We start from the raw sequence: 26718 nt of genomic DNA on the forward strand, positions 1-26718 counted from the left end.
ACCGACTTGGCTGTGGTCGTGAGTGGTTTCCGTCGCTCTGGCAAGGGAAACCACTCACGACCAAGGGGATCAGCCGGGGATCGGCACGTTCACGGACGAGCGGAACAGGTCCTGCTCCAGCCAGATCGCGGCTTTCGCGCCGTCCGCCGCCGCAGTGATCACGAACGGTGTCGGACCCACCAGCTCGGCCAGACGCGCGGTGTCGCCCGCGGCGTAGACGCCTGCCACCGTGGTCTGCTGCATGGCGTTGACCCGAACGCAGCCGTCCGGCAGCAGCTCGCAGCCCAGTGAGGCGGCCAGGTCTGACCGCTGCCGCGACACCGGCCGGTGGAAGACCGCGCCGCGCTCCAGCGGCGTGCCGTCGGCGAAGTGGACGATCAGCGCGTTTTGCACGCCGCCGACGCGGGTGACGGGTTCCTCGCGCACCTCGATCTTGCGGTCGGACAGCGCGGCACGCAGTTCCTCGGATACCTCCAGCGGGCCGTTCGCGCACAGCACGACGTCATCGCTGAACCGGTCTGCCACGTACAGCGCCAGCATCGCGTGCGAGAAGTCACCGCCCAGCACCGCGAGCGGTTTGCCCGCCGTCTCGAAGCCGTGGCAGAACGGGCAGTGGTACACGCCGCGCCCGAACCGCTCGGCCACCCCGTCGACCTCGGGCAGCACGTCGGCCTGGCCGCTCGCCAGCAGCAGCCGCCGGGCGCGTTCGGTCGATCCGCCCGCCAGTTCGACGGCGAAGTCGTCCGCGGTTCCGGTCACGGCCACGACGAGGTCCTCGCGGATCTCGACGGTCGGGTAGTTCGCCAGCTCCTGGCGGCCCAGCCGCCGGAGCTCGGCGGGCGGGAAGCCGTCGCGGGAGAGGAACATGTGCATCTCCTCCGCCGGCTCGTTGCGGTAGGTGCCGCTGTCGACCACCAGCACGCGCCTGCGTTGCCTGCCCAGGGTCAGCGCGGCGTTGAGGCCGGCGGGCCCACCACCGACGACGATCACATCGAACACGTTCGTCCTCTCGTTCAATTCCGCCCCGCAGCGATGCGCCAGCCACGGGCGTTTTCCCTCTGGGTCACGAAATCGGCGTACCGGCCACCGCGCTCCAGCAACTCCTCGTGCGTGCCTGCGTCCGCGACACGACCGCCGTCGAGCACGACGATCCGGTCCGCGTTGCGCACGGTGCTGAGCCGGTGCGCGATCACGAGCAGGGTCCGTCCTCTCGCGAGCGTCGCCAGCGCGGTCGTCACGGCCGCCTCGTTCTCCGCGTCCAGCGCGGCCGTGGCCTCGTCCAGCAGCACGATCGGGGCGTCCTTGAGCAGTGCGCGCGCGATCGCCACGCGCTGCCGCTCACCACCGGACAGCCGTGTTCCGCCTTCCCCGACCCGGGTCTGCCATCCGTCCGGCAGGCGCCGCACGATCTCGGTGACACCGGCCAGCCGCGCGGCCTCGCGCACCTCCTCCTCGCCTGCGTCGGGCCGGCCGAGGCGGATGTTGTCCTCCAGGGTCGTGTCGAACAGGTAGGTGTCCTGGAACACGGGCGCGATGAGGCCGAGCAGGTCGGCCGTGCGCAACTCGCGGACATCCGCGCCGCCCACCCGCACCGAGCCGGAGTCGACGTCGAAGAACCGCGCCACCAGGCGGACCACCGTGCTCTTGCCCGCGCCCGAGGCCCCGACCAGCGCCGTGGTGGTGCCGGGCGCGACGGTGAAGCTCACGTCGTCGAGCACCGGCCGGTCGTCGTAGCCGAAGCGGACCCGGTCGAACTCGATCGAAGGTGAGCCGAGCGGTGCCGACCGCTCGGGTTCCGGCAATGCCCGTGCGGCGAACACCGCCTCGATGCGGTCCAGCGAGCCCGCGGCCATGCGCAGTGCCGCGCCCAGCTCCGCCGCGCTGAGCAGCGGTTCGGTGAACCGGACCGCGAGCACCAGCGCCACCACGACCGCGGGCAGGTCCACGTCCGCGCCGGCCGCGAGCGCCGCGCCGAGCACCAGCAGCGCGGTGAACGCCGTCTGCACCGCCAGGACGAAGCCTGCGAGTCCGGGCAACGCCGTGCGCAGCATGCGCCGCGCCGCGTTGCGCGCGGAGACCAGCGCGTCGTCGAGGAGGGCGAACCCGTGCGCGGAGCGGCCGAACGCCCGCAGCACCGGCTGGTTGCGGGCGAACTCGACGACCTGGCCGCCCGCTTCGGCGCCGGCGGCGTCCGCGGCCTGGTCCGTGCGCTGCACCAGCCTTCCGGTCCAGCGGTGGGCCGCGATCACGACGGGTGCGGCGACGAGCGCGCCGACCGCGATCCGCCAGTCGACGAACAGCAGCACGGCGACGACGGTCGCGGGTGTGACCACCGCGTGCGCGAGCGGATCGAGCAGGTGCCCCGGCACGCCCATGACGCTCATGACGTTCTGCGTGGCGACGCGGCCGAGCGACCCGACCCGCGTGGTGGTGAACCAGCCCAGCGGCAGCGTGACGACGTGGTCGCCGAGCCGCTCGTGCAGCACGCCGCCAAGCGCGTATCCCGCCCGCCTGCCCGCCACGACCCCTCGACTGTGCAGCAGCGCGTACGCACCGACGGCGACGGCGAGCACCGCGAGCCAGGGCCACGCCCGCTGCGGTTCGCCCGAGACCAGCGCCCGCAGAACCGGGAGCAGCACGCCGAACGCCACGCCCTGCACGGCGGCGGCCGCACCGAGGCACCACACGGCACGGCGCAGCTGCGTGGCCTGCCCCGGACCCATCAATGACAGCAACCGGCGGATCACGCGTGCACCGCCCACAGCGCCGCGTACCTGCCACCGGCCGCGAGCAACTCCGTGTGCCTGCCTCGTTCCACGACAACTCCTCCGTCCAGCACGACGATCTGGTCCGCATCGACCACTGTGGACAGTCGGTGCGCGATCACCAGCACGGTCCGGCCATCGGCCAGTTCGCTGATCGCTTCCTGGATCGCGGCCTCCGATTCGGCGTCGGCGAACGCCGTCGCCTCGTCGAGCACCAGCACCGGGGTGTCGGCGAGCAGTGCCCGCGCGATCGACACGCGCTGTGCCTCGCCACCGGAGAGCCGCACGTCGTCGCCGAGAACCGTGAGATAGCCGTCCGGAAGCTCGGTGATCCGGTCGTGGATCCGCGCGGCGCGTGCCACCCGGACGACCTCGTCGAAGTCGGCGTCCGGCCGGGCGAGACGGATGTTGTCCAGCACGGTCGTGCGCAGCAGGCGCACATCCTGCAGCACGAAGCCGATCCAGCGGTAGAGCTGCGCGCTGGGCAGGTCGCGGATGTCCACGCCGTTGATCCGCACCGCTCCTTCCGGCACGTCGTGGAACCTCGCCACGAGCGCGGCCAGCGTCGACTTGCCCGATCCCGACGGCCCGACGAGTGCGGTGACGGTGCCCGGTTCGAGCACCAGGTCGATGCCGTGCAGTACCTCGGCGCCGTCGTCGTAGCGGAACCGGACCGAGTCCAGCTCCACGCGGGCCGGGCCGAGCGGCACCTCCCGCGGGTGCGCCGGCTCGGGCAGCGGCGGCGTCGCGAGCAGGTCCTCGATCCGGCCCGTCGCGGCCCGGCCCGCCCGCAGGTCCTGGACGCTGTAGCTGATTGCCAGGGTGGGCGTGCTCAAGCCGATGCCCAGCACGACGAACGGGATCAGGTCGACGGGCGTGAGCAGACCGGCGCCGATGAGCGCGGTGCCCGCGGTCAGCACGACGAGCAGCGCCACCAGCGGCGCCTGGGCGAGCTGGCTGCGGGTGAGCGACGGCGTCACCTGCTCCGCCCACCCGGTCACGAACGTGCCGTAGGAGCGTGCGGCGTCGCGGAACCGCCGGTGCGCCTTGCCCGTCTGGCCGAACGCCTTCACCACCGCGATCCCGTGCACGAACTCCACCACGGCGTTGTCCAGCCGCTGGGTCGCCTGGTGGTACTCCGCCATGCGCGCGGTCACGTCGCGCATGGCGCGGGCGTGCAGCAGCAGCCCCGCGCCCAGCGGCAACAGGGTGATCACCGTCATCAGCGGGTCGATCGCGAGCAGGTAGAGCATTGAAGTCACCGGCACGACGACAGCGGTGACGAGGTCGAGCAGCGAGTGCGCCACCAGGTGGTGCAGCGCCGCGACGTCGTCGTGGACCGCTCGCTTCACCGCGCCTGAACCCCGTGCGGAGAACCAGCCGAGCGGCAGTCGGCCGAGATGGGCGGCGAGCTTGCGGCGCAGGTGCAGCTGCAGGTCGTTGTCCGCGAGGTGGGTGAGCGTCGTGGCGGCAGTGAGCAGGACCACCCGAACGGGGAGCGCGGCGACGCCGAGCATCACGTGGTGCCACCACGGGCCACCGCTGAGCAGTGCTCGACCGACTTCGGCCACGGCGACGAAGGGGACGACGCCTGCCAGCGCGGCCAGCGCCTGACAGGCGATTCCAGTGATCAACCGGCCGTGCACCGGCCGTATCAGGATCATGTCGCCCAGCCTAGTTGACAATCGTTATCAATGTCGACAAGGGTGAAGGGACGCCCGATCGGGTGGGGAAGTTCTTCACGTTCTGGAGTTGTGATGCTCTCCGTTGAGGCGCTGGTCCGGGAATCCGTTGCCGATCTGGTCGGTCTGCCGCCGCACGAGGTCGACCTCACCCGGCGGTTCGCCGAGCTGGGTGTGGAGTCACTGGAGGCGCTGCGGTTGCGCAGGCTGGTGGCGACGCGCACGGGCGTCGAGCTCCCGCTGACGTGCTTCCTGGGCGACCGCCCGGCGTACGACGTCGTCGCCGAGCTCGCGAACACCCCGGCGGGGGTTCGGCAGGCCGCCGTCGAGATCCCGTCCGTGACGGCGGGGGAACCGGTTCCGCTCACCCCTGTGCAGGCGGCTTACTGGGCCGGCCGCGGTGCCGACTTCGCGCTCGGTGGCGTGGCGACGTTCTGGTACCACGAGTACGACCTCGCCCCCGGCGTCGACCTGGACGTGCTGGAAGCGGCCTGGAACCGGCTCGTCGCGCACCACCCGATGCTGCGCACCACCATCGGCAGGGACGGCAGGCAGCGGGAGCCGGCCTCGGTCCCGCCCTACCGGATCGGCCGAACCGAGCTGCGCGACGTCGCCGACGCGGACCGGCTCCGGGAGGAACGCTCCCACCAGGTGCGTCCCGCGCACGAGTGGCCGTTGTTCGACCTGCACGCCGCGCTGCTCCCGGACGGCCGCACCCGGCTGTTCGTCGGGTTCGACGTGCTGGTGCTGGACTTCGCGAGCTGGCGGCTGCTGATGCGGCAGTGGGGGGAACTCCTCGCCGACGCAACCGCGCAGCTGCCCACCTCGTCCGCGGAATTCCTCGACATCGTGGCGCACCGCGAGGTGGATCCCGCGTACCGCGAGCGGCGGGCTCGCGACCGCTCCCACTGGCTCGCCAAGCTGGACGAGCTCCCGGACGGGCCGCGGCTGCCGGTCGTCGAGTTCACCGGCGCGCCGCGGTTCGGCAGGCGCTCCCACCGGCTCACCGATCAGGAGTGGGCGAACCTGCGCACGCGTGCGGCCGAGCACGGGGTCAGCCCGACCGCGGTGTTGCTCGCCGCATACGGCCTCGTGCTGTCCAGGTGGGGCGCCGGTGACCGGTTCGGTCTCAACGCGACGCTGTTCGACCGGCCCGAGGACGTGCCCGGCGTCGAGCACGTCGTCGGCGACTTCACCACCACGGCGCTGGTCGGGATGTCCGGGCTGGACCCGTTGGGGTGGTCGGGTTTCGCGTCGTTCGCCAAGCAGGTCAACGTCGAGCTGTGGACGGCCATCGACCACCGCGCGTTCGCGGGGGTCGAGGTCCTGCGCGAACTCGCCGCGCGGCGAGGCGACGTGCTCGCCGCGGGCACCTACCCGGTTGTGTTCACCTCTGGCGTGGGCATCGGCGACGGCGCACCGCCCGCCGCCTGGCTCGGCACCGAGGTCTTCGGTGTCTCCCAGACGCCACAGGTGCTGCTCGACCACCTCGTCTGGGAGGAGGACGGCACGCTCCGGCTGGTGTGGGACGCGGTCGAGGCGGCGTTCCCCGCCGGGTTCGTCGACGGCTTGGCCGAAGCGCAGTGCACGCTGCTGCGCTCGCTCGCCCGCGACGCGTCGCTGTGGACGGCGGTCGACCTCGGCTGGGATCCGTCCTTCGCGCGTGGAGAACCGCTGGACGTGACGCCGTTCGGCAACTGCGGTCCGCTGCTGGACGCGCCGGTGCGGCAGGCGGCGATGCGCGTGCCGACCGCACCCGCGCTGCTGTCCGCCGCAGGTGCGGTCACCCACGCCGAGCTCTCCGACCGCGCCGGTGTGCTCGGCGGGCACCTGGCCGCGTCCGGCGTAGGGGTGGGGGACTTGGTGCTGGTCGCCTTGCCCAAGAGCCCGGCGCAGCTGGTCGCCGTGCTCGGCGTGCACCGCTGCGGCGCCGGATACGTACCGGTGGACCCGAGCTGGCCCGCCGCCCGCATCGAGGCGGTCTGCGAGCGTGCCGGGATCAGGCACGCCGTGGTGGCGGCAGGGCACCGCCCGGCACTGCCCGACGACATCCAAGTGTCCGAAGTGGACGAACGGGGCGCGCCCACGGTGCTCGCGACCGGCGCGGCCCGGCCCGGCACGGTCGGGCTCGGCGCGCCAGACCCCGCAGACTTGGCCTACGTCATTTTCACGTCGGGCTCCACCGGTGTGCCGAAGGGCGTGGCCATCGAGCACCGCCAGGCGCGCACGACCGTGGACGACGTCACCGACCGGTTCGCGATCACCGGCGAGGACCGGGTGCTCGCGTTGTCCGCGCTGAGCTTCGACCTCTCCGTCTACGACGTCTTCGGCGTGCTCGGCACCGGTGGCGCCGTGGTGGTGCCCGACTCCGCACGGCAGCGCGACCCCCAGCACTGGTGCGAGCTGATCGGCACGCACCGGGTGACCGTGTGGAACACCGCGCCCGCACTGCTGGAGATCCTCGTCGAGTACGCCGAGGCCGATCCGGTCGCCGCCGCGCAGCTGTCGTCGCTGCGCCTCGCGATGCTCTCGGGCGACTGGATTCCGGTGAGCCTGCCCGACCGGTTGCGCGCGCTGGTGCCCGGCGTCGAGGTGATGAGCCTCGGCGGCGCGACCGAGGCGTCGATCTGGTCCATCACGTTCCCGATCGGGGAGGTCGACCCGGACTGGTCGAGCATCCCGTACGGCCGGGCGCTGCGCGACCAGAGCTTCCACGTGCTGGACGACGAGGGACGGCCCTGTCCCGTCGGCGAGCCGGGTGAGCTGTTCATCGGCGGTGCCGGCGTGGCGCGGGGCTACCTCGGCGACGAGGCGCAGACCGCCGCGCGGTTCGCCGTCCACCCGGTGCTCGGCGATCGGCTCTACCGGACCGGCGACCTCGGCAAGTGGCGGTACGACGGCACCATCCAGTTCCTGGGTCGCACCGATCGCCAGGTCAAGGTGAGGGGCCACCGCATCGAGCTCGGTGACGTCGAGTCGGCGCTCGACCGCCTACCCGAGGTCCGCCAAGCGGTCGCCGCGGCGGTGCCGGGCCCGGACGACCGGCCGCGACTGATCGCCCACGTGGCGCTCGTGGCGCCGCTGGCGAACGCCGACCGCGTGCTGACCGAGGCACTGGGCAAGCGACTGCCGGACTACATGGTCCCGTCGAGGTTCGTGTGGCACGACGCCCTGCCCGTCACCGAGAACGGGAAGGTGGACCACAAGGCACTGCCCAACCCCTTCCGGTCCGCGCCACGGCAGACGCCGTCGCCGTCGGCACCCGTCCACCCGATCGAAGCCGTGCTGCGGGAGGTGCTCGGCCAGGAGGCCGACTTCTCCACCGGACTGATCACCGCCGGTGCGACGTCCTTGGACGTGGTGCGCATCGCCAACGCCGTCGAGGACATGACCGGCGTCCGACCGTCGTTCCTCGACCTGGTCGCGCACTCCTCGATCGACGCGCTGGTGCGCTCGTTGTCCGCACCGGCCGCCCGCCCTGCCGAACTCCAGCCCGCCGCGCCGGTCTCACCCGCGCCGGTCGGCCCGTTCCCGGTGCCGGACGCGGCGCTGCACCTCGCGGACGCGCTCACCGAGGCCGCGCGGTGGTTGCGCGAGCTGCACGGCTGGGCGCGGCAGACCCGTCCGGAGGTTCCGGCCGCCACGCCGGGACCGTTCCACCTCACCGAGATGCAGCTCGCTTACCTGGTGGGACGAGCCGACACGTGGCTCGGTGACGCCGTGGCACCGCACTACTACACCGAGGTCGATGTGGACGACCTCGACGTCGACCGGCTCGCGGACGCGCTGCGGACCGTCGTGACCCGGCATCCGATGCTGCGCGCGACCGTGACTCCCGAGACGCTGCAACAGGTGCACGGCGAGGTGCCCGCTCCCCGGATCGACGTGCTCGACCTGCGTGCGCACGACGAGACGAGTCGGGAACGAACGTTGCTGCGGCTGCGCGAGGAGCGCTCGCACCGGGTGCTCGACCCGGCCCGGTGCCCGATGCTGCACGTGGTGGCGAGCAGGTTGACCGAGCGCACCTGGCGTGTCCACTTCGGACTGGATCTGCTCTTCTGCGACGCGCAGAGCGCGGTCGTGCTCGCGCAGGAGTTGATGACGGCCTACCGCGATCCGGCGGGGTTGCCCGCCGCACCGGCCGTGACGTTCGAGCAGTGGGTCACGTCACGGCGCCCCGCCGCCGAGCGGGCACTCCAGTACTGGCGCAGTGCCGCGGCGGAGATGGCCGACGGCCCCGCGCTACCCGCCCTGCCGCCGGGCCCCGGTGCGGTCCGGTTCACCCGCCGTCGCGCCGTCCTGGACGAGCGCGCCTGGGCGGCGTTGCGCCGGCACGCCCGCGCCCGCGGCGTGACCCCGGCCGGGCTGCTCGTCACCGCGTTCGGGGACGTTCTGCGCGCGGGCGGCTGTGGCGACCGCTTCACCCTGGTGATGACGGCGTTCGACCGGCCAGCCGAGCACGTGGGCGTCATCGGCGACTACACCTCGACGTTGCTGCTGGACGTGCGTGCCGGCGCGGGCTCGTTCGCCGACCGCGCGCAGGCACTTCAACAGCGGCTCTGGACTGACCTGGATCACAGCGCCGGTGTGCACGGCAACGAGGTGCTGCGCGAGCTCGCCACCCACAGGGGCGGGCAGGTCCTGCTGCCTGCGGTGTTCTCGAGCGGGCTGGGCAGCACGACGGCGGACGCCTCGGAGCTGCTGGCCGGCTTCGGCCGCACCGCCTACGCGATCAGCCAGACCCCGCACGTGCTGCTGGACTGCCAGGTCTTCGAGCAGGACGGTACCCTGCGGATCAACTGGGACTGCGTGGACGCCGCCTTCCCCGATGGCTACCTGGACCATCTCTTCACCGCCTACCTCGACCTGGCGACCACGCTCGCGGAGCCGGCGGCGTGGGAGACGGTCGATCCGGCGGGCCTGGCCGCCCGCGCGCTGACCGCACGTGCCCCGGTGCCGCGCCGGCCGGTGCCCGCACGGCTCGCGCAGCACGGTGACCCGGCGGTGGAAGCCGCGGTGGCGGAGGTGCTCGGCGGGCTGCTGGACGTGCCCGCACAGCGACTGGACCGGACGCGGACGTTCTTCGAACTGGGCGCCACCTCGCTGCTGCTGGTCAAGGCACATCGCGAGCTGCGCGCGACCCGTGCGCCCGCGTTGACCGTGCTCGACCTGTTCGCCCATCCGTCGATCCGCGCACTGGCCGCCCACATCAGTGGCCGGGACGCCGTGAAGTCCACCGGGGAACCTGCCGCGGAATCCGCTGTGGACCCGATCGTGCTCGCGGCCCGTCACCGGGGCCGCAGGCGTGCCGGTCGGATGGCCCCTCGACCGACAAGAGGCGCGAAGCCGTAATTTGCCGTTACCGTGCGTTTGACGGCACCTCTGGTGCTCGACCACAAGCACTTACGCCCCAATGGCCAGAACGAGCGCCCCGGTGAGGTGTTGGCGTCTGGCCTCAGCCACGGCGACACATCCACCGCCAGCACGATGCGGTCATCTGCCGACTTCGGTAACTGTTGTGTTGCAACAAGGTTCCGCAAGCGTGCGATGTCGACCCGGCCGGAGTTCACCGTGTCGTAGAGAGCGCCGTGCCCACGCCTATGCTCGGTGCCAGCGACAACTCCACCAGCGACCGGACCGTCGGTGCACAGCGCCGCGTCCGCCAGTTCGAACAACGCATCGGCCCGCGCGGTCAGGCACCCGTAGAACCCCTGCCGAAACCCGAGCAGCGCCCCGAGTGCCCACCTCACGAGCACTGATGGTCAACCCGCCTGCGCTCGGTTGTACGACACGACGAGGCGGAAGCCGGCGTCCCAGTGGTCGAGGTTGAGAAGATCTTGGTGTTGTTCGTGCCATCGGCCGCTGTGCAGGTCTTTACGCAGGCGGCGGATGCCCCGCTCGACGGCATCGGGATCTGTTTGTGCCAGGGCGGAACAGGCGCGCCGGACGCGGGGATCGAGGTAGGCGGCTGGGCGCCGCCAATACGCGGGGAATACCCCGTCGGTGAAATCCCAGGGCAGCGGCAGCTGAGTGACGCTGTCGGCGCCCAGTTCGTTCGCGATGTCGGCCGCGGAGGGCCGCGTGAGTTCCAGGTCGGCGATTTCGGGCACGTACTCGCGGACGAACCAGAATTCGGTGTGTCGACGAGTGTCGTAGGCGAGGACGACTTGGCGTGGCGCTACCCGACGTAGCTCGGCGAGCCCGCGTCGCCAGTCGGTCCAATGATGGACGGTGAGCACGGCCAGCGCGGCGTCGACCGCGTGATCGCGGACTGGTAGGGCCTCGGCGACCGCGCGAACGACGGGGCTTGTGCCATGCGGTCGTTGACGGATCATCTCCACGGAAGGTTCGATGGCCAGCACTGTTCGGTCATCTGGCTCGTATGAGCCTGTGCCCGCGCCCACATCGATGATGGAGCGCGAGTCGCCGAGAGCGGCGAGGATGGCTGCCATCCACCGCGGGTCGGTACGCCGTCCCAGCGAGTATCCCGTGCCGATCTCGTCGTAGAGCTCTGCGTCGGCCACCCCGAGCCTCCCCCTGTTGATCGGTTTGCCTGGAGAGTAACGGTCGCATACCGGACGCTTCACCCTGGTTGTCAGGCTCGATTGGAGGATGGTTGAGGCGGCTACCCGGTGGCCGAGCTTGAGCAGCTCGCCCTGGATCCGGCGGTAGCCCCAACCGCTGTTCTCCCGCGCCGTGCGCTCGATCAACGCCACCACGGCATCGTCGACCGGCGGGCGCCCGGTCCGGCTCGGGCAGGTCCACTTCCCCGCGACCAGACGCCGATGCCATCGCAGGACGGTGCCCGGTGTCACCAACCGGTGCCCGCGCAGCAGACGAGGCAGTCGGCGCACCAACGCGGCGAGCACCGCGCGATCAGCCCAATCCGGCCGTGGCGGGGATTGGCCCGGCGCAGCACGGCGACCTCACGTCGCAGCACCAGCAGCTCGATGTCCTTGGCCGCGGAGGACCGGCCGACCAGAACCAACCAGCCGACGAGCCGGACGAAGATCAGATACAGCAGTCGTAACGCCACGCTTCACGATCGTGCCCTATGGCCCATGGTGCACGATCACCGCAGCTCAACGACCCAGCGCAGAGTTCTGGCACCCCACAGGGCGTTGAAACCGATGGCGTGGACGCAAGGGGCAGCGCCGATCTCGGCCGAGCGCCACGTATCCAACGGGTAGCCCTTGGCCTTCAACGGGCTTCTCGGCACCAAGCAAGAGAACGCGCCGTGCTGATCGGTTCAGTTCCTCAAGGAACTGGCCGTCTCGCCGCCGCATCCCGCGGTATGTCGGTGCCACCATGCGCTGTCATGCGGCGTAGAGCGCCAGTGCAGCCAGCGACGCGTCGGCGTTCAGTGCGCCACTGGCTGCGTGACGCCCTCGCTGTGGCTGATTTGGCACCGCACGGGCTGAGCGACGGCCCGTTGAGCGGGGTCAGGCTCCATAGTGGACGTAGGAGGACCAGGTGTCGGGGCGGTCGGGGTTGCGGGTACGAGCGCGGTGGAGTGCCTGGTGGAGTGCTCGGGCAGGCTCGGTGGTCGAGGTGAGCGCTTGGTAGAAGTCCTGGGTGGTGCGCGGGGCTTCGGTGTCGTAGATGGGCCAGAGGGTGGCGACGGCGTTTCGGTAACCGGCCAGCAGGAACGCCGAGGCGATGGTGATGGCTTCGTCCGGCAAGGTGTAACCGCCTTGTGCGGTGCTGCATGCGGACAGGAAAGCCAGGTCGGCGTTCAGTTCGAGTTGGCTGATGTCGCCCACTCGTAGTTCGGCGCCGCTGTGGAGGATCAGGCGGCTGGACGACGGGCGGTAAGGGTCGGTTACGCCGTGGCAGGCGAAGTGCACGCGATCGGCGTCGGTCAGCTGTGTCAGGACTTGATGTCGAGCGGCGTCGGTGTCGGCCAGAAAGACGCCATCGGGGAAGATGCCGCGGAGGAACTCGGTTTCGCGCTTGACGCCGGGCAGGGAGGGCCACCCGCGAGCGTCGGGCACGGCCACGCCCAGGAAGGTATCGGTGCGCGCGGGCCGTCGACTTCTGGCGTGGACGAGCGCGCGGATCGTGGGCGTGAACGACGAGACCACGTGGTCGAGCACCGTGTCGGTGGTGCCGTGGTGGCCGGCCGCGGCCAAGGGCAGGAAGGTGAACACCCCGGTCGGGCACCACCACAGCCGGGGGGCCTCCGCAGGGCTGTGCGGGTTCCCCATGCCCAAGGTGCGCAGCACAGGTTGAGCTGTGCAGTCCCACAGCCATTCCAGGATCTCGAACAGCTTCCCCGCCGCGCGGTCCTTGATGTTGACGTCTGATTCCATGCGCAACAGTGTGTTGACGGCGTGTGCGGCGTCCTCTTCGGACAGAGGAAGCCTGAGCGCATCGACGTCGTTCTCGGTAATGACGATCGCGTCGGTGCGTGATCCATAGGAGTTGATGACGACGAGTGGCCCGTCGGCGGCGGCATCGGTGAGCGCTTGGCGGGACGGCTGCGCGAGGAGACGTTCGACGCCGGGTAGGGCGAGCAGGTCTTTGCGCAGCCCGTTCCACCATGCGGCGCGACGATGGCGTCGGGTCAGCGTCTCGTCCGCCGAGGCCGCCGAGGCTCCCCACAGTTGCTGCCACTGGGCTGCGAGGTGGGGAGCATGTTCACGCACGGCCGAGAGCAGGCCGCGCAGGTCGAGCGCCTGGGTGATGAGTGTGGCGCGACCCGCTTCGAGCAACTGCACCGCCCGGAGCGGATCACCCGACTCCAACGCGCAGGACGCTGCCGCGATCGCGATGCCGGTCGTGTCCGACAGCATCGTTTCCCGGGCTTCGTCGGTCAGGCGCGGGCCGACGGCGAACGGCAGTTGGTCGACGGCCAGGGCGTAGTCACTCGTGGCAGCGGCCCAGTCTCGGCGCTCGTGGTTCAGTTGCCCGCTGCTGCGTGCGGCGGTCAGCCGTTGCAGCGGAGAGGCGTTCGGCAAGCGCGCGGCCTCGGCGAAGGCCGCGATGGCGGCCCTGTGATCGGCGGCGTTGGCGGTTGCCCGGTAGCGGTCGAGGTGGAGACGACCGAGGTGGAACAGGCGTCGAGAGCGTTTGACGTCATCGACCGCCCGGTCCGCGGCGAGGGCGCGGAAGATCCGGATGGCTTCGTCCAGGTGCTGTGGTTCCCCCTCGCGGTCGGCCAGTATCTGTAGGCCCAGTGCCAGGTCGAACCGGTAGCTGTCGAGTTCGTCCGTTCCTTCCGGTGTCTGTTCGACCAGTGCGCGGGAGATCTCCAACGACTCGCGAAGATGACGCATGTTCCCGGTCATGATCGCGTGATCCTGAAGCGCGCTGCTCAGGGCTGTCCGCGCGTTGAGCTGCCTGGGGCTGCCGGGTGGGAGGAGTTCGACGGCCTGCCGCGCGAACCTGATGGCGTCCGTCAGCGCGGTCGGGCCGCGGAAGCCCTTTGCGGCGATCAGCATGACGCAGAGCCGGTGCGCGACGTCCGCCCTGCTCTGGTCGAGCCCGCCAAGGAGTTCGTGGGCGCGTCGCAACGCGCGGATCGCCTCGTCGAGCGCGGTGTGGTCGCTGTAGGTCTCGAACAGCCGTAAGAACGGCTCCGATATGGCGATCAGGTACTCGGTGACGTGGACGTGGTGGTCTGTTCCGGAGCGGGTGAGTTCGGATGCGGCGGCGACGGCCTCGTCCAGCAGGTCCGGGCGCGGGTCGAGTTGGACGAGGAAAGTCAACCCGTCCACCAGGGCGACGAGAAGTTCGCTGTGCTCGGCTGACGTGGGTTCGGCCGTCTTCAGGACCTCGCGGATCACGGGGATGAGCCGCGCGAGGTCGTCGGGGGACGCCTCGCCTACCGCGATCGCCTCCTTCCACGAGTTGACCAGGGCGCGCAGGATCCTCGCCTTGCCGAAGCGATCCGGGGTGACGGCCTCGCCGGCCTTTCTCAGCGAGTCCACGGCCTCCGTCAGAAGGTCCGGGCTGTCGGTGAGCCGGTGGCACTCGACGAGCAAACCCGCGTGATTGGCGAGGACGCTCGGGTATGCCGGGTGGGACGGCGACAGATCGGCAAGACCGCGACGCGATAGCGTCAGGCACTCGTCGAGAGCCCCGATGTCGCCGGCGCGGTAGCTCTTCCGCAGCACACCCAACAGGCCCCCGAGGCGGGTGTGGTGCTCGGGGTGCCCCGGAGGTGTCACCGCGAAAGCCGTCCGCGCCATGCGGACGGCTTCTTCGACGTGGTTCTCGTCGCCGGTCAGATCCATGAGGGCGGTCAGGGCCACGGCCAGGTTCCCGCAGTACATCCCGTAGTGGACGTGCTGCGCCGGGGTCACCGCGACGGCGCGCCGCGCGGCCTCGACCGCCCGTTCGTGCCCGGTCGCGTCAGTGGTCGGCAGGAACCGCAGTCTCAGGGCTTCGCAGAGGTTCGAGTAGGCCATTCCCGGATCGGGGTCCTCGGGGCGCTGCCGGGCCGCGGCGAGCGTGTGCAGCTCGATCGCTTCGTCGATGTCTTTCGTCCGGGCCGTCACGCGGAAGCGCTGTGTCAGGGCTGAGGCGAGGTTCCCCACCCGCGCGGGCCAGTTCACGTCGTCCGCCTGCGTCTGCCCGACGGCCTGACGTCCGTAGTGGACGGCCTCGTCGAGGCGCTTGATATCCGGGGAGAGCCCGTCGGCGACCCTCAGGGCCACCGACAGCCGGGACAGGAACCGGGGGTCGATTCGTCCGCCCGTGGCAGCGGCCGCGATCGCTTCTCGGCTGAGGGTCACCGCCTCCTCGATCGCCTCCACGTCCCCGTCTGCCTCTGCCTTCACCCGTAGGCAATCCGACAGCTGGTCGGCAAGAGTCGGCCAGTCCTCCGCAGGGCTGTTGGCCACGGCCAGACGTGCCGCCGCGATTGCCCCTTCAAGTTGCTCGGCCTCCCGGATCTGCATGTACGCCATCAAATGGTGAAAGGAGAGAGCCGAATGCGCGGCCACGAGGTGGTGCAGCAGTTCCTCTCGGTCGAGGTCTGCGGGGTCGGTAGGAACTGCTGCTGCGCCTTCCAGCAGATCGACGGCCAGGAAGAGCGACTCGGGATCACTGGTCCGGTGGTAGTGGTCGAGCTTCCGAGAGCCGTGGTCGAGAGCGAGGTCGGGGGAGGCTTCGATGAACGTCCGCAGGGTCATGTGCGGGACGGAGGCAGGATCGGACTGGTATGTCAGAAACAGGAAGTACATGGCCAGCCCGCGTTCGGCGCCGCCCGACTCCTCGGGCAGGACTTCGGCTCGCATGAACTGGAGCCACCCGAAGGCGGTGATCACCTCCAGGTCGAGGTCGTCGAGGAGTACCTCCCGTCCCTCTCCGGGGTGATCCAGCCCTGTATGGCCGGCGAGATGGTTGCGCGCGATGTCGGTCTCGGTCGAGAACAGCGCCCGAACGAACTCGCCGACGGCACCCTGGTTCGGCTCGGCGAGAAGCCGTTGGTACTGCTCGATGAGCAGCACGACCCGGGCGACAGCCTCGTCCCGTGTCATCTACCGATGCCCTCCTCGGGGAGATCGTCGGTCGTCGCCTCGATGCTCCCCGTGGGCGGATCGGCTACCGGCTCGATCACCCAGGCGCCACGAGCGTAATCCTTCCGGACCAGCAGCCACGCGTCGTCGTCGATCGGAAGCCGCAGGTTGAGAATGGCCGTCGCCTGCGCGGCCGTCAGATCGGCGGGCAATTGGAAGATCACGCGACGCACCGTGTCGACCAGGACGACCTGGCCGTCGTCCAACAGCTTCTCCTCGGCGGTCTTGGCTTTCCCTCCCGGCAGGATCCTGCGTAACCACGCGTAGAGATCCTCTCCGACCTTCCCCGCCATGCCTTCAAGCAGGGGCAGGAACACGGATCCGGCCAAGAACGAGAGAAGGACTGTCCCGATCGAACGGGTAGGGCCTGCTGTCTCGGACGGCTGCGTGATGGGTTCGTGTTTCACTCCGCCATGATGCCGGGGAGACGCCGGTCTCGTCCGATCCTTCAGGAACGCCGGCCCGATCGGAGCAGAGCGGCTACAAGCAGTGACGCCCGCGAACGTCCTGGGCGATAGGACAACCCGTTCCGGGTGGTCGGCGGGCGCACGCCGCGACAAAAGCGCGGAGTTCGCGGCAATTGCCGTCCGCGCTGTCGACCACCGTGCCGACGCCATCGCGAAGGCAGCCGAGGGCGCTGCGGACACCGGTGACTTCGACCGGTCCGAGGTGCCCATCCGGGTCCACGACGCCTGCAAGGGCGGTGGTCGCCGTCGGTGGGGATGAACGGGGCCGGCGGCGTGCCGACTCCTCCGCCGATAAGCGGGTTTGGGCGCAGCCTTCGGATAGTCTGAAGTCGTGGGTACGGACCGTTCCAGCGTGAGGGCGACGGCCGCTGAAGGTGTGCGGGATGCGCTCGGGATAGAGCCGACAGTGGACGCCCTGCTGGACAGGCTCAGCCGGCAAGTGGGATCCCACGAGGTCGATGTGGTGGTCGCGACTGTTCGCCGTTCTCCTCTCGATAGGCGGTGCTGTTCGCTGGCCGGGGTTGCGGCCGCGTCGCTGGCCATTGACTACCTCGCCGCCAGTTGGTGGCACGAACCCCGTAGGCGCACGATCACGAGTGGCGCGCCGGGCGATGACCGTTCACCCGCCGTGTTGCTCAGGTCCGAAATCGGCTCGACATCGGTCGGCTCCGGACCCTCATACCCTGGTGCGGAAGTGCTCGGCATGTGGGCGGCAGACGACGTCGCGGATCACCTGTGGGGCGCACCGGTTGCCTACGTGGACATGAATTCGTCGCAACCGGTGGATCGTGTGCCCGCTCCCCGGAACAGTCAGCCCGGTGACCGGCTCCTCTTGGCGTGGGATCCGGGATGCCGGGTCGAGGCCGTGGTCGAGGAGCGGGGCACTGGAACGTTGGGTACCAGGCTCGACGGTGCCCTTCGTTACTCACCGACCGCGGACCTCCGGTGGAACTGGGCTACCGCCACGGAACCCGGTCCGCACCGACTACCTGGCGAACCACCGGACGAGTCCACAGGGTAGGACGGCGTCAAGCACCCTCATCTGCCGCTGATGCCGTGCCGGTTGGGCAGGTTGGGCAGGTTGGTGAGGCTGTGTCCGTCGATGGGTTGTCCGGGGACTCTGCCGGGAAACAGCCGGCGGGGTGTGTTCGGTCCGTGGGAGATCATCAGTGGGGCCGGCGGCCCGGAGGCAAGGTCTTGGAGCAGGGCGCCGAGGCGTGGCGGCAGCAGCACCGGGTGGCGGCCGACCGTCAGGTAGGTGTCGTCTCCCTTCACCTGCTGATCGCTCTGGGGACGGAGGCGGCGATGGTCGGGTTCCGGGTCCGCTACACCCTGGCCACGAAGTTGGTCAACGAGCTGGCCGAGGCCGCCGACGACAAGGTGTTGACCAAGACCATCGCCCGTTACGGGCGTGTCGATCTTTATGCATCGACGAACTGGGCTACGTGGAGCTGGACCGGCGCGGCGCCGAGCTGCTGTTCCAGGTCCTGACCGAGCGCCAAGAGAAGAACTCGGTCGCGATCGCGTCCAACGAGTCCTTCGCGAAAGCGCACATGTTCGCGCGAACCTGTGTCAGGCGCTGCCGAAACTCGACAGGTTCAACCTGGCTCAGTCATGACCGCCGGACGGGAGGAGGAGGAAATGGCGTACGTCGGCGGCCAGGGCGGCCATTTGTTCACCGGCTTCTTGCCGGGTGGTGATGGAGGCTTCCCAGGTGTCGCGCGAGTTCCAGGGGCGGAGGGTCCAGGTCAGGCTGACGTGGCCTCCGGAGTGGAATACCGCGCGGAGCGCGAGGTGGTTGACGCTCCAGACGCGCTCGCCGTCCCAGCCGCGGAAGTCGTCGGCCAGTCCTTCCAGGAAGCGGGCGAGGTCGTCATCCCATACCCGTACTTCTCCGCCGTCGACGCGGGCGTTCAACCCGCCGGCTTGGGCGATGACGCTGAACGCCACCCCGTACTGGTCGGGGAAGTATCGGTCGACGAGCCTGATGACCACGTTGGGATCCTCGCGGCACCGGACCACCACCTCGGGTGACTCGACCGGTTCGACGTGTTCTGGGCTCACTGGCTGAATGATAGGCATTCCCTTGGGGCTGTCATTCTGAATTCCGTGGAGGCAGCCGGTCGGCGTCGATGTGGTCGGCGAGGTAGATCAGTGGCGCTTGGGGTCCATGCCGAACGCTGCCGCGACGAGTTTCGGGTCCATGGTGTTGACCAGGTCGACCAGGCGGGTGCTGCGGATCATGCGGGGTGAGAGCCCGCAGCCGTCGAGGACGTGGCTGAGATAGGCGGTCGAGGCGGGTCCCCGCCCGGCCTTGGTGCCCTTGGTGACGATGACATGCGGATTGTCCGTTGCCGGTCGCGGTGGACCAGGCAGCGTTGCAGCACGGCCCAGCCGGCGGGATCGAGCGGAACCGGGTGCGGCCGGTTGCCCAGCCGCAGGGCCTGGGCCTGGTGCCTTCTCCGCCGGCAGCCGCCGCGGCCGGGGCCCGGACGTGTGAGCTCCCTTGCCGAACCGGACATGCAGCTTGCCGAACGGCCCTCGGGTGAAGTGCACGTCCGGGCTGTCCAACGAGGACGCCTCCTCCGGGCGTGCGGCACACTGCCGCGGATGAGTCGTACCGTCGTTCCGCTCTACCACTGCGAAGTCTGCTCGAAGCCGGGGCAGGCGGTCTAGACTCGACGGGCGACCTTGCGAAGGAGTTGCGCAGTGGGCGACGAATCGTTGTTCTACCGACCGAAAAACCCGCTGGTCAGCACCGTCGGCGCGCTTTTGGGCGGACCGACGCCGAGCCGCACGGGTGACCCGGCTGTGCGTTTCGACCCCAACGGGGTCGAGTATCACGAGTCGTACGGACGTGGGCCAATTACTCGCCTGGGGTGGAAGGAAGTCCGTGCGGTCGCGGTTCTGCCCGGACCGGTTGAGGGCCGTCAGGCCTTGTGCGTGTACCCGTTTCATGAGCTACCGGAACCCGATATCCCAGTCAGCGAGCTGTGGACTGGTTCCGGGCCAGGCCTCGCGATCCATTTTACGTCGTTGTTCGGCACGCCGATCGCAGTGCATTGGCATCACGTGCGAGGTCCGTCGCTGGAGAAACTTGCCAAGCACCTGCCAGCCTGGACCGAGGGGCGGATAGCTCTAACTTCGGCACGCCCAGCCTGAGGTTCGGTGAGCAACGATCGGAACCCGGTGTGCCACCAACGTTGGAGGCGTGATGTGGAGGTAGTCGCTGCTGGGGGTCCGACTTGGCTCGGCGGGCCAGCGAACAGCAGCAGGAGCAGCGGGTCCGCCTCGGATCATGATCCGCATCACCAGTCTCCGACTCACCGGACGGGCGGGGAAACAGCTTTCAGGACACGCGACCACCAGGACTTCCACACGCGGCATGATCACCCCCGAAGAACTTCCGAAAGCGACCACCAAGTCACCGGCATTGGGCCTAGGCGGCGCGCCTGCGCAGCAGCAGGCCGCCGGCCACGAGCGTCGCGGCGGCCCACCCGGCGGTCACTCCGAGACCGGCCCAAGGGGCTATGGGCAGGCTAGGGAGATCGGTGGTGGCCTGGATGGCGAGCCCGGCGCTCATCGGCCCGATCTGCTGGAGCAGGCGCTGCCAGTGCGGATCGCCGATCGCCTGGGAGAGGATGGGGACGAGGTAAAGCAGCCGAGGACAACCCCGATGCTGGTCGCGGGGTCCCGCACGATGGTGGCGACGCCGAGGCTGAGCAGGGCGATCAGGGCGAGGTAGAGGATCGACCCGACGGTCGCACGCAGCGTAGGCCCGTCGGCCAGGGACAGGGCCGGGTAGCCGCGGGCAGCCGTGAAGCCGTGGCCGGGCAGGACGAGCCGCCCAGCCAGCAGCGACCCGAGAACCGCGACGGTCCCGGCCGCGGCCACGATGCAGGTGAGGGTGACGGCTTTGGCTGCGAGGACGGTGACCCGACGCGGCATCGCCGCCAGGGTGGTGCGGATCATGCCCGAGTTGTACTCGCCGCTGATGATCTGCACGGCCAGGATGGCGATCAGCGCTTGGCCCAGGTAAACGCCGGTGAGGCTGAGCTTGGTGGTGTCGTCGCGGCAACCGGCGGCGTCGCAGGTCATCATCGAGGTCACCGCGACGCTCAGGGCGACGGTCAGCACGATGGTTCCCAGCAGCAGCCACCGGGGGCCGGCGACGGTGCGTATCTTCGTCCACTCCGCGTGCAGGGCCGGTCTCATGCGTCCCTCCTGTGGAGGAGGACGGCCGCTGCGGCCAGGCTCACGACCGCGTAGCCGGCCAGGACGGCGTACCCCGCCCACGGCGCCAGCGGGTAGTAGCCGTTGTACGGCGTGTAAATGCTTGTGACCTGGTGGTACGGCACAAGCGTCTGCTGGACGGCGAAGGCCGCGGCCGGTGTCACCCGGGCCAGCCAGTCCGACACGCCGGCGGGCATGAACGGGTTGGCGATCAGGAGGTAGGGCAGCGCGGTGGCCGCGATGACGGTGGTGATCGCCCCGGCACTGCGCCGGAACATGGTGCCGACGGCGAGAGCCAGGACCGAGGCGGTCGCGAGCAGCGCCGCGGTCCCGAGCACCAACCGTAGTTCGGTTGAAGACGTCACCGGGAAGATGTACACGCCGTTGGCCCGCGCGAGCCGTTCGCCGAGCGGCAGCGCGATGGCCGCGCCCGCCAGCCCGGCGGCGAAGGTGACGGTGCCCAGCACGATGGCCTTGGCCGCCAGCACCCGGCTCCGTCTCGGGCTGGCGGCCAAGGTGACGTGGATCAGGGCCTGCCGGTATTCGGCGGTGATGAACAGCGTCCCCACGACGATCAGCGCGATCAGCGCGGCGAACGTGCCGGTGAGGATGTCTCGGAGGGTGCCACCGGTTGGCAGGGTTTCGCGAACGGCGGGCGCTATGTCGCCGGCGCCGGTCACCGTGAAGCGGCCGTCGGATTCCGTGAACGAACCCGACGTGTTCTGCGGGTAGCCGGCGAAGGTGGGGGATTCGGGCCCCACCTGGTCACCTGCCCAGTCACCACCGGCCCGGCTTCCCTGGATGCGAAGATCTTCGAAGACGGCCGTGGACATGCTGCCGCGCGTGCCTTTGCCGTGCACGGAAGGCGGAGATGCGACGAACAGCCCGACTTGCGCGGCCGGTCCGAGCCCGCTCACGTGCGCAGTGCCCACCGTGGTCCAGTGCGTGCCGTCGGCGGAGGCATGGCCGGTGATCGCGTCGCAGGAGTGCTCGCCTCCCGCCGCGACCAAGCAACACAGCGAGGCATCGACCTCGCCGAACACCTCACGCCCGCGGTGACGACCGGCGACCCGAGACTGATCGAAAGCCTCATCGCCAACCTCATCGACAACGCCATCCGCCACAACCATCCGGACGGGCACGTGGAGATCACCACGCAGACTTCCGGTACACAGGTGACCCTTACGGTCACCAACAGCGGGCCAGTCATCCCGGACACCCAGATCCAGCGACTCTTCCAACCCTTCCAGAGACTGGCGCCCGACCGTAACGGCCGCCGCGACGGCTACGGTCTCGGCCTCGCCATCGTCAACGCCGTCGCCCAAGCGCACCACGCCACCCTCACCACCAGCGCACGCCCCGAGGGCGGCCTGTCCATCACCGTGCGGTTCGCGCACGCATCTCATCCGAACCTCCAACATCGAGGGGACAATTACGCACGGCTCGCGACGTGAATACCGAGGGTGTGTCCGGGTTGTCAGTGGTCGCGGCCGAGGAGGATGTGGGGGGTAGCCCGCGGTTGATCGGCTCGCCGAGTTCGATGTCGAGGTCGGCGATGAACTTCTCCAGGCAGGCAGGCGGTCGCTCGGTGGGTGCGCCGGGTGCTCCGCGGTGAACGCCGTGCCGGCTTCCGTGGAGTGCCGCACCAGATCCTGGGCTGGCACCACATGCTGTCCGGTTGGTATCCGCCGACCACGGCGGAGCACCTGCACCGGAACATGGTCGGGGACGGCCTGTTCCACCTGCTGTGCCTGCTCTTCGTCGTCGGTGGCGTGTGGCTGCTCAACCGGTCCGGCCCGCTCCAGGCGCGTGTGCTGTGGGGCGGCGTGCTGGCCGGCTGGGGTGCGTTCAACCTGGTCGAAGGAGTGGTCGACCACCACCTGCTCGGTGTGCACCACGTCCGTCCCGGCCCGCACGAACTCGTCTACGACCTCGGTTTTCTCGGTTTGGGCGCGGTGTTGCCGGCAGTCGGCGTGGTGCTCGGGCGACCCGCTCGACGGCCGGCGAGGCGGTGGGTTCGAACGGACAAGACGTGGACGTGAAGAGTGCGCGCAAGTCGGGTGTGGCCTGGGACGGTCTTGGGTGCCGGACGTTCTGCTGAGCCGTTGCACGTGCAGCACGCCGTTCGGTTGCCCGGGTCACCGCCGACCTTCGGGAAGTCCTTGCGCGAATGGCGGAACGAAACCGGCAGCATTGGAACGCCTTGCCCGGCGCGAGTGGGGCGCGGTAGTTTCGGCAGGTCTTGAATGGTTCAAACGGTCCATGCAGTGGACTGGAAGGGACCTGAATCGTGCGCAGACGATCAACGACGTTGTTAACCGCCCTCGCAAGCGCAGCCGTCGCATCCGTGGCCACGGCTCTGGTGGTCGGGTTACCGGCAGAGGCGCACGACACGGACAAGACCGGCGCCCGCCATCTGGGCGATCCCGAATACGGTGTCTGTCGTGGCACGGATCCCCAGTGCTATCACAACTGGGGAAACTTCGATCCGAGCAAAGGAATCCGTGTTCTCGTGTACTCGCGGACGGGCGGACCGCGACACGCGAACCTCGGCCCTGCCTTACCTCCCGGGCTCAATCCGGCATTGTCCGACGCGAACGTGGCGCAGAAGGCGATCGTGCGACTGGGCGAGCAGAACGGCTTCGCGGCCGACTGGACCGAGGACGTCACGCAGCTCGCTTCGGCGGGGGCACTGCTGAAGTACAACGCGGTGGTCTTCCTCAGCACGAGCAGGGACACGCTCGACGACTCGGCACAGACGGCGTTGCGGCAGTACATCCGCGCCGGCGGTGGTTTCGTGGGCATCCACAACGCGTTCGGCACCGAGTACAACTTCCCTTGGTACGAGGGACTTCTCGGCGGTGCGAACTTCTACGACCACGGCCCGGCGCAGAGCGGAACCGTGCGGATGGCCGACCGCGGGGCGCTGCCGAGCCGCTGGACGTTCACCGACGAGTGGTACAACCTCGTGCCGTTCCCCAGCAAGGTGCGAATACTGGCCGAGGTGGACGAGTCGTCCCTGGCCAGGGGTGTGCGCGGCTCGCTGGGACATCCGGGGCACGGTGACCACCACCCGGTGGCGTGGTGCCAGTACTACGACGGCGGGCGCTCGTGGATGACGACCCTCGGACACACGGCGACCGCCTTCACCAACACCACGACCGAAGACGGCGCGGTCTACTTCCAGAAGCTCATCGTCAGCGGTATCAGGTCGGCCGCGGGTGCGGATCCTTTCTGCCGCTGAGAATTTCACAGTCCCAGGTGGAACGACGTACTCGTCTCTGACCGTGCGGAGGACGGCGCGGCAGGTGGCGCACCGTTACGTCCTACTCCGGCTCCCAGGCCACGAGCAGGTCGAAGAGACGTCGGTCGCCGTCGAGCTTCAGGGAGTCCACCGGAATACGGCCGCACATGGCCAGGACCAGCTCACCGGCCGTGCCTCGGGCGGAGGCGTCGGCCACATCCTGCGCCACACCGACACGCTGACCGACATCCCCGCATTCTGGACACGCGAACAGCGCGGCGAGGAAGCCAGCACCTGGCCGCTGTTCGCGCAAAGTACGCCTACCTGCGCCGACTCGACTGGGCGTGGCTGGTCCGCCGCTGTCACGAGTTCGGCGAATACGGGAGCGCCGGGATCGCCCGGCCCCGCAGCCGCTTGCTGTCCACCGAGGGCGTCGACCAGGCCTGCCGCTTCCTCGCGCCGGCTGCTCAGGTCGCCGCTAGGCTGCCGGACATCCCGACACCCGACCCTGGAAGGGATACCTGTGCCCGAACCCTCCACCACACCGGCACGCCGAGTGGTTGTCTTCGGCCTGGGCGGCACCATCGCCATGAGCACCGGCGACGGGGGTGGAGTGGTGCCCGCGCTGTCCGCCGACCAGCTGGTCGCCGCTGTGCCAGGACTGGCCGAGTCCGGCATCGCCGTCGACGTGGAGGACTTCCGCCGCGTCCCCGGCGCGTCCCTGACCTTCGACGACCTGGCCGCGCTGGCCGCCGCGATCGACCGGAAGCTCGCCGCCGGGGCGGACGGCGTGGTGATCACCCAGGGCACCGACACCATCGAAGAGACCGCCTACCTGCTCGATCTCACCCACACGCGCTCGGAGCCCGTCGTGGTCACCGGGGCCATGCGCAATCCCACCCTCGCCGGGGCCGACGGGCCGGCCAACCTGCTGGCCGCCGTGCAGACCGCCGCGAGCGCCGACGCTCGCGACCTCGGCGCCCTGGTGGTGTTCGCCGACGAGATCCACGCCGCGGCCCGCGTCCGCAAGACCCACTCCACCAGCGGACACACCTTCGTCTCCGCCAACGGCGGACCACTGGGCTACGTCGTGGAAGGACAGCCCCGGGTACTCAACCGCCCGAGCAGCCGCACCACCGTCCCCACCGCAACCGAACCCCGCCCAGTCGAACCCCGCCCGGTCGAGGTCGGCCTGGTCACGATGGTGCTCGGCGACACCGGCACCCTCCTGGAAGCCGCCGCCGATCGCCTGGACGGGCTGATCGTGGCCGGCTTCGGCGTCGGACACGTCCCCGATCGCGTCGTCGACACCCTCACCCGACTGGCCGCCCGGATGCCCGTGGTGCTGGCCTCCCGCACCGGAGCCGGCCCGGTGCTCTCCCGCACCTACGCGTTCCCCGGCTCCGAATCCGACCTCCTGGACCGGGGCCTGATCCCGGCCGGCTTCCTCGATCCGCTCAAGGCCCGCATCCTGCTGCACCACCTCCTCGCCACACGACACGACCCGGCCGGTGTCCGTGCCGTGTTCACCCAAGCCGGCGGCCACCACGCCACCCACCCGCGCCCCAGCCACCCCGCCACCACCCCGCAGGGAACCGCCCGTGCGTAGCCACGAACTGACCTCGGCCGCAGCTTCCTCTACGACGTCCCCCTCTTGCGCTTCGAACCGAATGGCGAGTAGCGGCGCAGCTGCCGGGACACCACTCCGACCGGCATCGGCCCGCCACTGTGGTGATCACCTCGCCGATCGTTGTCCGACCGGGGTTGATCCCGGAGTCGACGACACACAGGAGCACCCGTTGGGCCTCCTCGGGATCGGCGGGGCGGGTTCGGAGCAGTTGGTCAAGCGGCGTCGAGACGGCAACCCCGAAGGTCCGCCGGCAGGGCTCGCAGAGTGATCAACCTACAGGCAAGTGATCGCTTTCGGTTCAATCAGCCACTGAAATTCACCGGTTTGCCGGCCATGTCCCAACGGAGGATGTTGTCCTCGCCGGTGCTCGTCAGCAGGTCGCGGATGACGCTCGTCATCGGCCCGGGATGCTCCTCATGCCAGGCATCCCGGTTGTTGTAGGCGATCCGCCAGTCGTCCGGGTCCGCCGAGTCGGTGATCCACCAGAACGTTCCTCCAGCTCCGTTGTGTCCCCATGGGTAAAGGCCACCGGGCTCCGGAAACAGCCGGTAGGGGGCACCTTCCAGGTAGTCGAGGTCCTCGTCGCCGAAGATCTCCAGCAGTTCGCTGTTGTGTCCCTTGACGTCCGCGCACTCCTCGGTGCTTTGGCTGGGATTCAAGACGGTGAGGACGCCGCGAAAACCGCCGGAGGGGAATCGCGTGAGCAACTCCTTGTAGTCACCGGGGAGCGGTGTTCCCAGTTCGCGTTCGACGGTGGTCCAGTCCAGTTCCGGTCGGAAATCTCCGGCCTGCCACCCGACGAGCTCGCAGATCTCGTCGACGTACGACCGCCTTGGTGCGTGTGTCACATCTTCTCCTGGTCTCCGTCAGACCGTCCGGAACGAGGAACGAGTTTCCTTCACGAGGCTACCGGTGGGGACGTCCTCGATCTTGGCGAAGCTCTGCGCACCGAGGTGATCTCACCAACGGAGATTCCGGCGTTGAACGTCAACTGTGTTCGCGGGAACTACGCACGCGGGCGCCCGACGACGCGGTTCCACCCGGGCGAACCGGTGACCACGGCCACCACCTGATCTCGGGTTCGCTCTCATGATCGTTTGGTGGCCTCGCCCATCTCGCGGCACCCCCACAACCGAGATCGCGAACTATGCCTGGAGTACCAGAAGGCTCGT

General features: G+C 69.6%; 20 protein-coding genes and 1 pseudogene. 7 read left to right on the forward strand and 14 right to left on the reverse strand.

Translation table 11 applies throughout. The features are described from left to right. Positions 1-69 precede the first annotated feature (69 nt). The 3 genes from FM051_RS40585 to FM051_RS40595 are packed head-to-tail and all read right to left on the reverse strand — an operon-like array spanning position 70 to position 4429. Positions 70-999 (reverse strand): NAD(P)/FAD-dependent oxidoreductase, encoded by a 930-nt coding sequence (locus FM051_RS40585; protein WP_158852439.1) that lies wholly within the window; start codon positions 997-999, stop codon positions 70-72. Between the two features lie 14 nt (positions 1000-1013). Then, positions 1014-2747, reverse strand: a complete 1734-nt coding sequence (locus FM051_RS40590) for an ABC transporter ATP-binding protein (protein ID WP_158852440.1) — start codon at positions 2745-2747, stop codon at positions 1014-1016. Beyond that, positions 2744-4429, reverse strand: a complete 1686-nt coding sequence (locus FM051_RS40595; RefSeq protein ID WP_158852441.1) for an ABC transporter ATP-binding protein — start codon at positions 4427-4429, stop codon at positions 2744-2746. The genes FM051_RS40590 and FM051_RS40595 overlap by 4 nt, the downstream gene beginning before the upstream one ends. A gap of 93 nt (positions 4430-4522) precedes the next feature. On the opposite strand from FM051_RS40595, the gene FM051_RS40600 reads away from it, so the two are divergent. Beyond that, positions 4523-9799 carry a non-ribosomal peptide synthetase gene (locus FM051_RS40600; protein WP_158852442.1) on the forward strand — a complete coding sequence of 1759 codons (5277 nt, stop codon included), beginning with the start codon at positions 4523-4525 and terminating at the stop codon, positions 9797-9799. Here FM051_RS40600 and FM051_RS50950 read toward each other — a convergent pair. The 5 genes from FM051_RS50950 to FM051_RS40625 form a co-directional block, all read right to left on the reverse strand. Continuing rightward, the gene (locus FM051_RS50950) at positions 9736-10203 is read right to left on the reverse strand and encodes a transposase (RefSeq protein ID WP_338019520.1); all 468 of its coding nucleotides are present in this window, start codon (positions 10201-10203) and stop codon (positions 9736-9738) included. The two genes, FM051_RS40600 and FM051_RS50950, sit on opposite strands and share 64 nt — an antisense overlap. Before the next feature lie 6 nt (positions 10204-10209). Next, complete coding sequence (locus tag FM051_RS40610) at positions 10210-10899, reverse strand: class I SAM-dependent methyltransferase (RefSeq protein WP_158852464.1); 690 nt, start codon at positions 10897-10899, stop codon at positions 10210-10212. A gap of 359 nt (positions 10900-11258) precedes the next feature. Beyond that, the gene (locus FM051_RS52385; RefSeq protein WP_238412998.1) at positions 11259-11483 is read right to left on the reverse strand and encodes a hypothetical protein; all 225 of its coding nucleotides are present in this window, start codon (positions 11481-11483) and stop codon (positions 11259-11261) included. Between the two features lie 406 nt (positions 11484-11889). Further along, on the reverse strand, positions 11890-15933 hold the full coding sequence (locus FM051_RS40620) for a CHAT domain-containing protein (protein ID WP_158852443.1): 4044 nt from the start codon (positions 15931-15933) through the stop codon (positions 11890-11892). Then, positions 15930-16379: a hypothetical protein gene (locus FM051_RS40625; protein ID WP_158852444.1), complete on the reverse strand. Its 450-nt coding sequence runs from the start codon at positions 16377-16379 to the stop codon at positions 15930-15932. Before FM051_RS40625 ends, FM051_RS40620 begins: the two co-directional genes overlap by 4 nt. 1365 nt (positions 16380-17744) lie before the next feature. Between FM051_RS40625 and FM051_RS53410 the strand changes: the two are divergent. Next, a pseudogene (locus FM051_RS53410) lies at positions 17745-18139 on the forward strand (ATP-binding protein). Here the strand turns inward: FM051_RS53410 and FM051_RS40635 are convergent. Further along, the gene (locus FM051_RS40635) at positions 18048-18521 is read right to left on the reverse strand and encodes a DUF6228 family protein (protein WP_274383863.1); all 474 of its coding nucleotides are present in this window, start codon (positions 18519-18521) and stop codon (positions 18048-18050) included. The pseudogene FM051_RS53410 and the gene FM051_RS40635 sit on opposite strands and share 92 nt — an antisense overlap. A gap of 627 nt (positions 18522-19148) precedes the next feature. On the opposite strand from FM051_RS40635, the gene FM051_RS40650 reads away from it, so the two are divergent. Next, entirely contained in the window at positions 19149-19601 is a 453-nt protein-coding gene (locus FM051_RS40650; protein WP_158852446.1) for a hypothetical protein, read from the forward strand. 277 nt (positions 19602-19878) lie between these two features. On the opposite strand, the gene FM051_RS50960 is transcribed toward FM051_RS40650, so the two are convergent. From FM051_RS50960 to FM051_RS40660, 3 genes are read right to left on the reverse strand one after another with little or no spacing between them, the layout of a single operon-like run. Then, complete coding sequence (locus FM051_RS50960) at positions 19879-20022, reverse strand: hypothetical protein (protein WP_202919267.1); 144 nt, start codon at positions 20020-20022, stop codon at positions 19879-19881. Next, positions 20019-20654: an ABC transporter permease gene (locus FM051_RS40655; protein WP_202919268.1), complete on the reverse strand. Its 636-nt coding sequence runs from the start codon at positions 20652-20654 to the stop codon at positions 20019-20021. The genes FM051_RS50960 and FM051_RS40655 overlap by 4 nt, the downstream gene beginning before the upstream one ends. Then, entirely contained in the window at positions 20651-21589 is a 939-nt protein-coding gene (locus FM051_RS40660; RefSeq protein WP_202919269.1) for an ABC transporter permease subunit, read from the reverse strand. The genes FM051_RS40655 and FM051_RS40660 overlap by 4 nt, the downstream gene beginning before the upstream one ends. 24 nt (positions 21590-21613) lie before the next feature. On the opposite strand from FM051_RS40660, the gene FM051_RS40665 reads away from it, so the two are divergent. The 3 genes from FM051_RS40665 (at position 21614) to FM051_RS40675 (ending at position 23916) form a co-directional block, all read left to right on the forward strand. After that, positions 21614-22126, forward strand: coding sequence for a sensor histidine kinase (locus FM051_RS40665; protein WP_274383864.1), 513 nt, complete (start codon positions 21614-21616; stop codon positions 22124-22126). A gap of 138 nt (positions 22127-22264) precedes the next feature. Then, complete coding sequence (locus FM051_RS40670) at positions 22265-22714, forward strand: DUF2243 domain-containing protein (protein ID WP_238412999.1); 450 nt, start codon at positions 22265-22267, stop codon at positions 22712-22714. A gap of 542 nt (positions 22715-23256) precedes the next feature. Next, on the forward strand, positions 23257-23916 hold the full coding sequence (locus tag FM051_RS40675) for a ThuA domain-containing protein (protein WP_202919270.1): 660 nt from the start codon (positions 23257-23259) through the stop codon (positions 23914-23916). Positions 23917-23998: 82 nt separating this feature from the next. On the opposite strand, the gene FM051_RS53770 is transcribed toward FM051_RS40675, so the two are convergent. Further along, positions 23999-24145 (reverse strand): hypothetical protein, encoded by a 147-nt coding sequence (locus FM051_RS53770; RefSeq protein ID WP_338019521.1) that lies wholly within the window; start codon positions 24143-24145, stop codon positions 23999-24001. 327 nt (positions 24146-24472) lie between these two features. On the opposite strand from FM051_RS53770, the gene FM051_RS40685 reads away from it, so the two are divergent. Then, positions 24473-25525, forward strand: coding sequence for an asparaginase (locus FM051_RS40685; RefSeq protein WP_158852447.1), 1053 nt, complete (start codon positions 24473-24475; stop codon positions 25523-25525). A gap of 323 nt (positions 25526-25848) precedes the next feature. On the opposite strand, the gene FM051_RS40690 is transcribed toward FM051_RS40685, so the two are convergent. Continuing rightward, positions 25849-26394, reverse strand: a complete 546-nt coding sequence (locus FM051_RS40690; protein ID WP_158852448.1) for an SMI1/KNR4 family protein — start codon at positions 26392-26394, stop codon at positions 25849-25851. Between the last annotated feature and the right edge of the window lie 324 nt (positions 26395-26718).

Source organism: Saccharothrix deserti (assembly GCF_009769385.1).
In the GTDB taxonomy this organism is placed as follows: Bacteria; Actinomycetota; Actinomycetes; order Mycobacteriales; family Pseudonocardiaceae; genus Actinosynnema; species Actinosynnema deserti.

Coding starts and splice junctions, on each gene's coding strand:
- FM051_RS40600 (WP_158852442.1), top strand. CDS start 4,523: ATGCTCTCCGTTGAGGCGCTGGTCCGGGAATCCGTTGCCGATCTGGTC.
- FM051_RS40620 (WP_158852443.1), bottom strand. CDS start 15,933: ATGACACGGGACGAGGCTGTCGCCCGGGTCGTGCTGCTCATCGAGCAG.
- FM051_RS40635 (WP_274383863.1), bottom strand. CDS start 18,521: ATGCCTATCATTCAGCCAGTGAGCCCAGAACACGTCGAACCGGTCGAG.
- FM051_RS40595 (WP_158852441.1), bottom strand. CDS start 4,429: ATGATCCTGATACGGCCGGTGCACGGCCGGTTGATCACTGGAATCGCC.
- FM051_RS50960 (WP_202919267.1), bottom strand. CDS start 20,022: ATGAGCGCCGGGCTCGCCATCCAGGCCACCACCGATCTCCCTAGCCTG.
- FM051_RS40655 (WP_202919268.1), bottom strand. CDS start 20,654: ATGAGACCGGCCCTGCACGCGGAGTGGACGAAGATACGCACCGTCGCC.
- FM051_RS40610 (WP_158852464.1), bottom strand. CDS start 10,899: ATGGCAGCCATCCTCGCCGCTCTCGGCGACTCGCGCTCCATCATCGAT.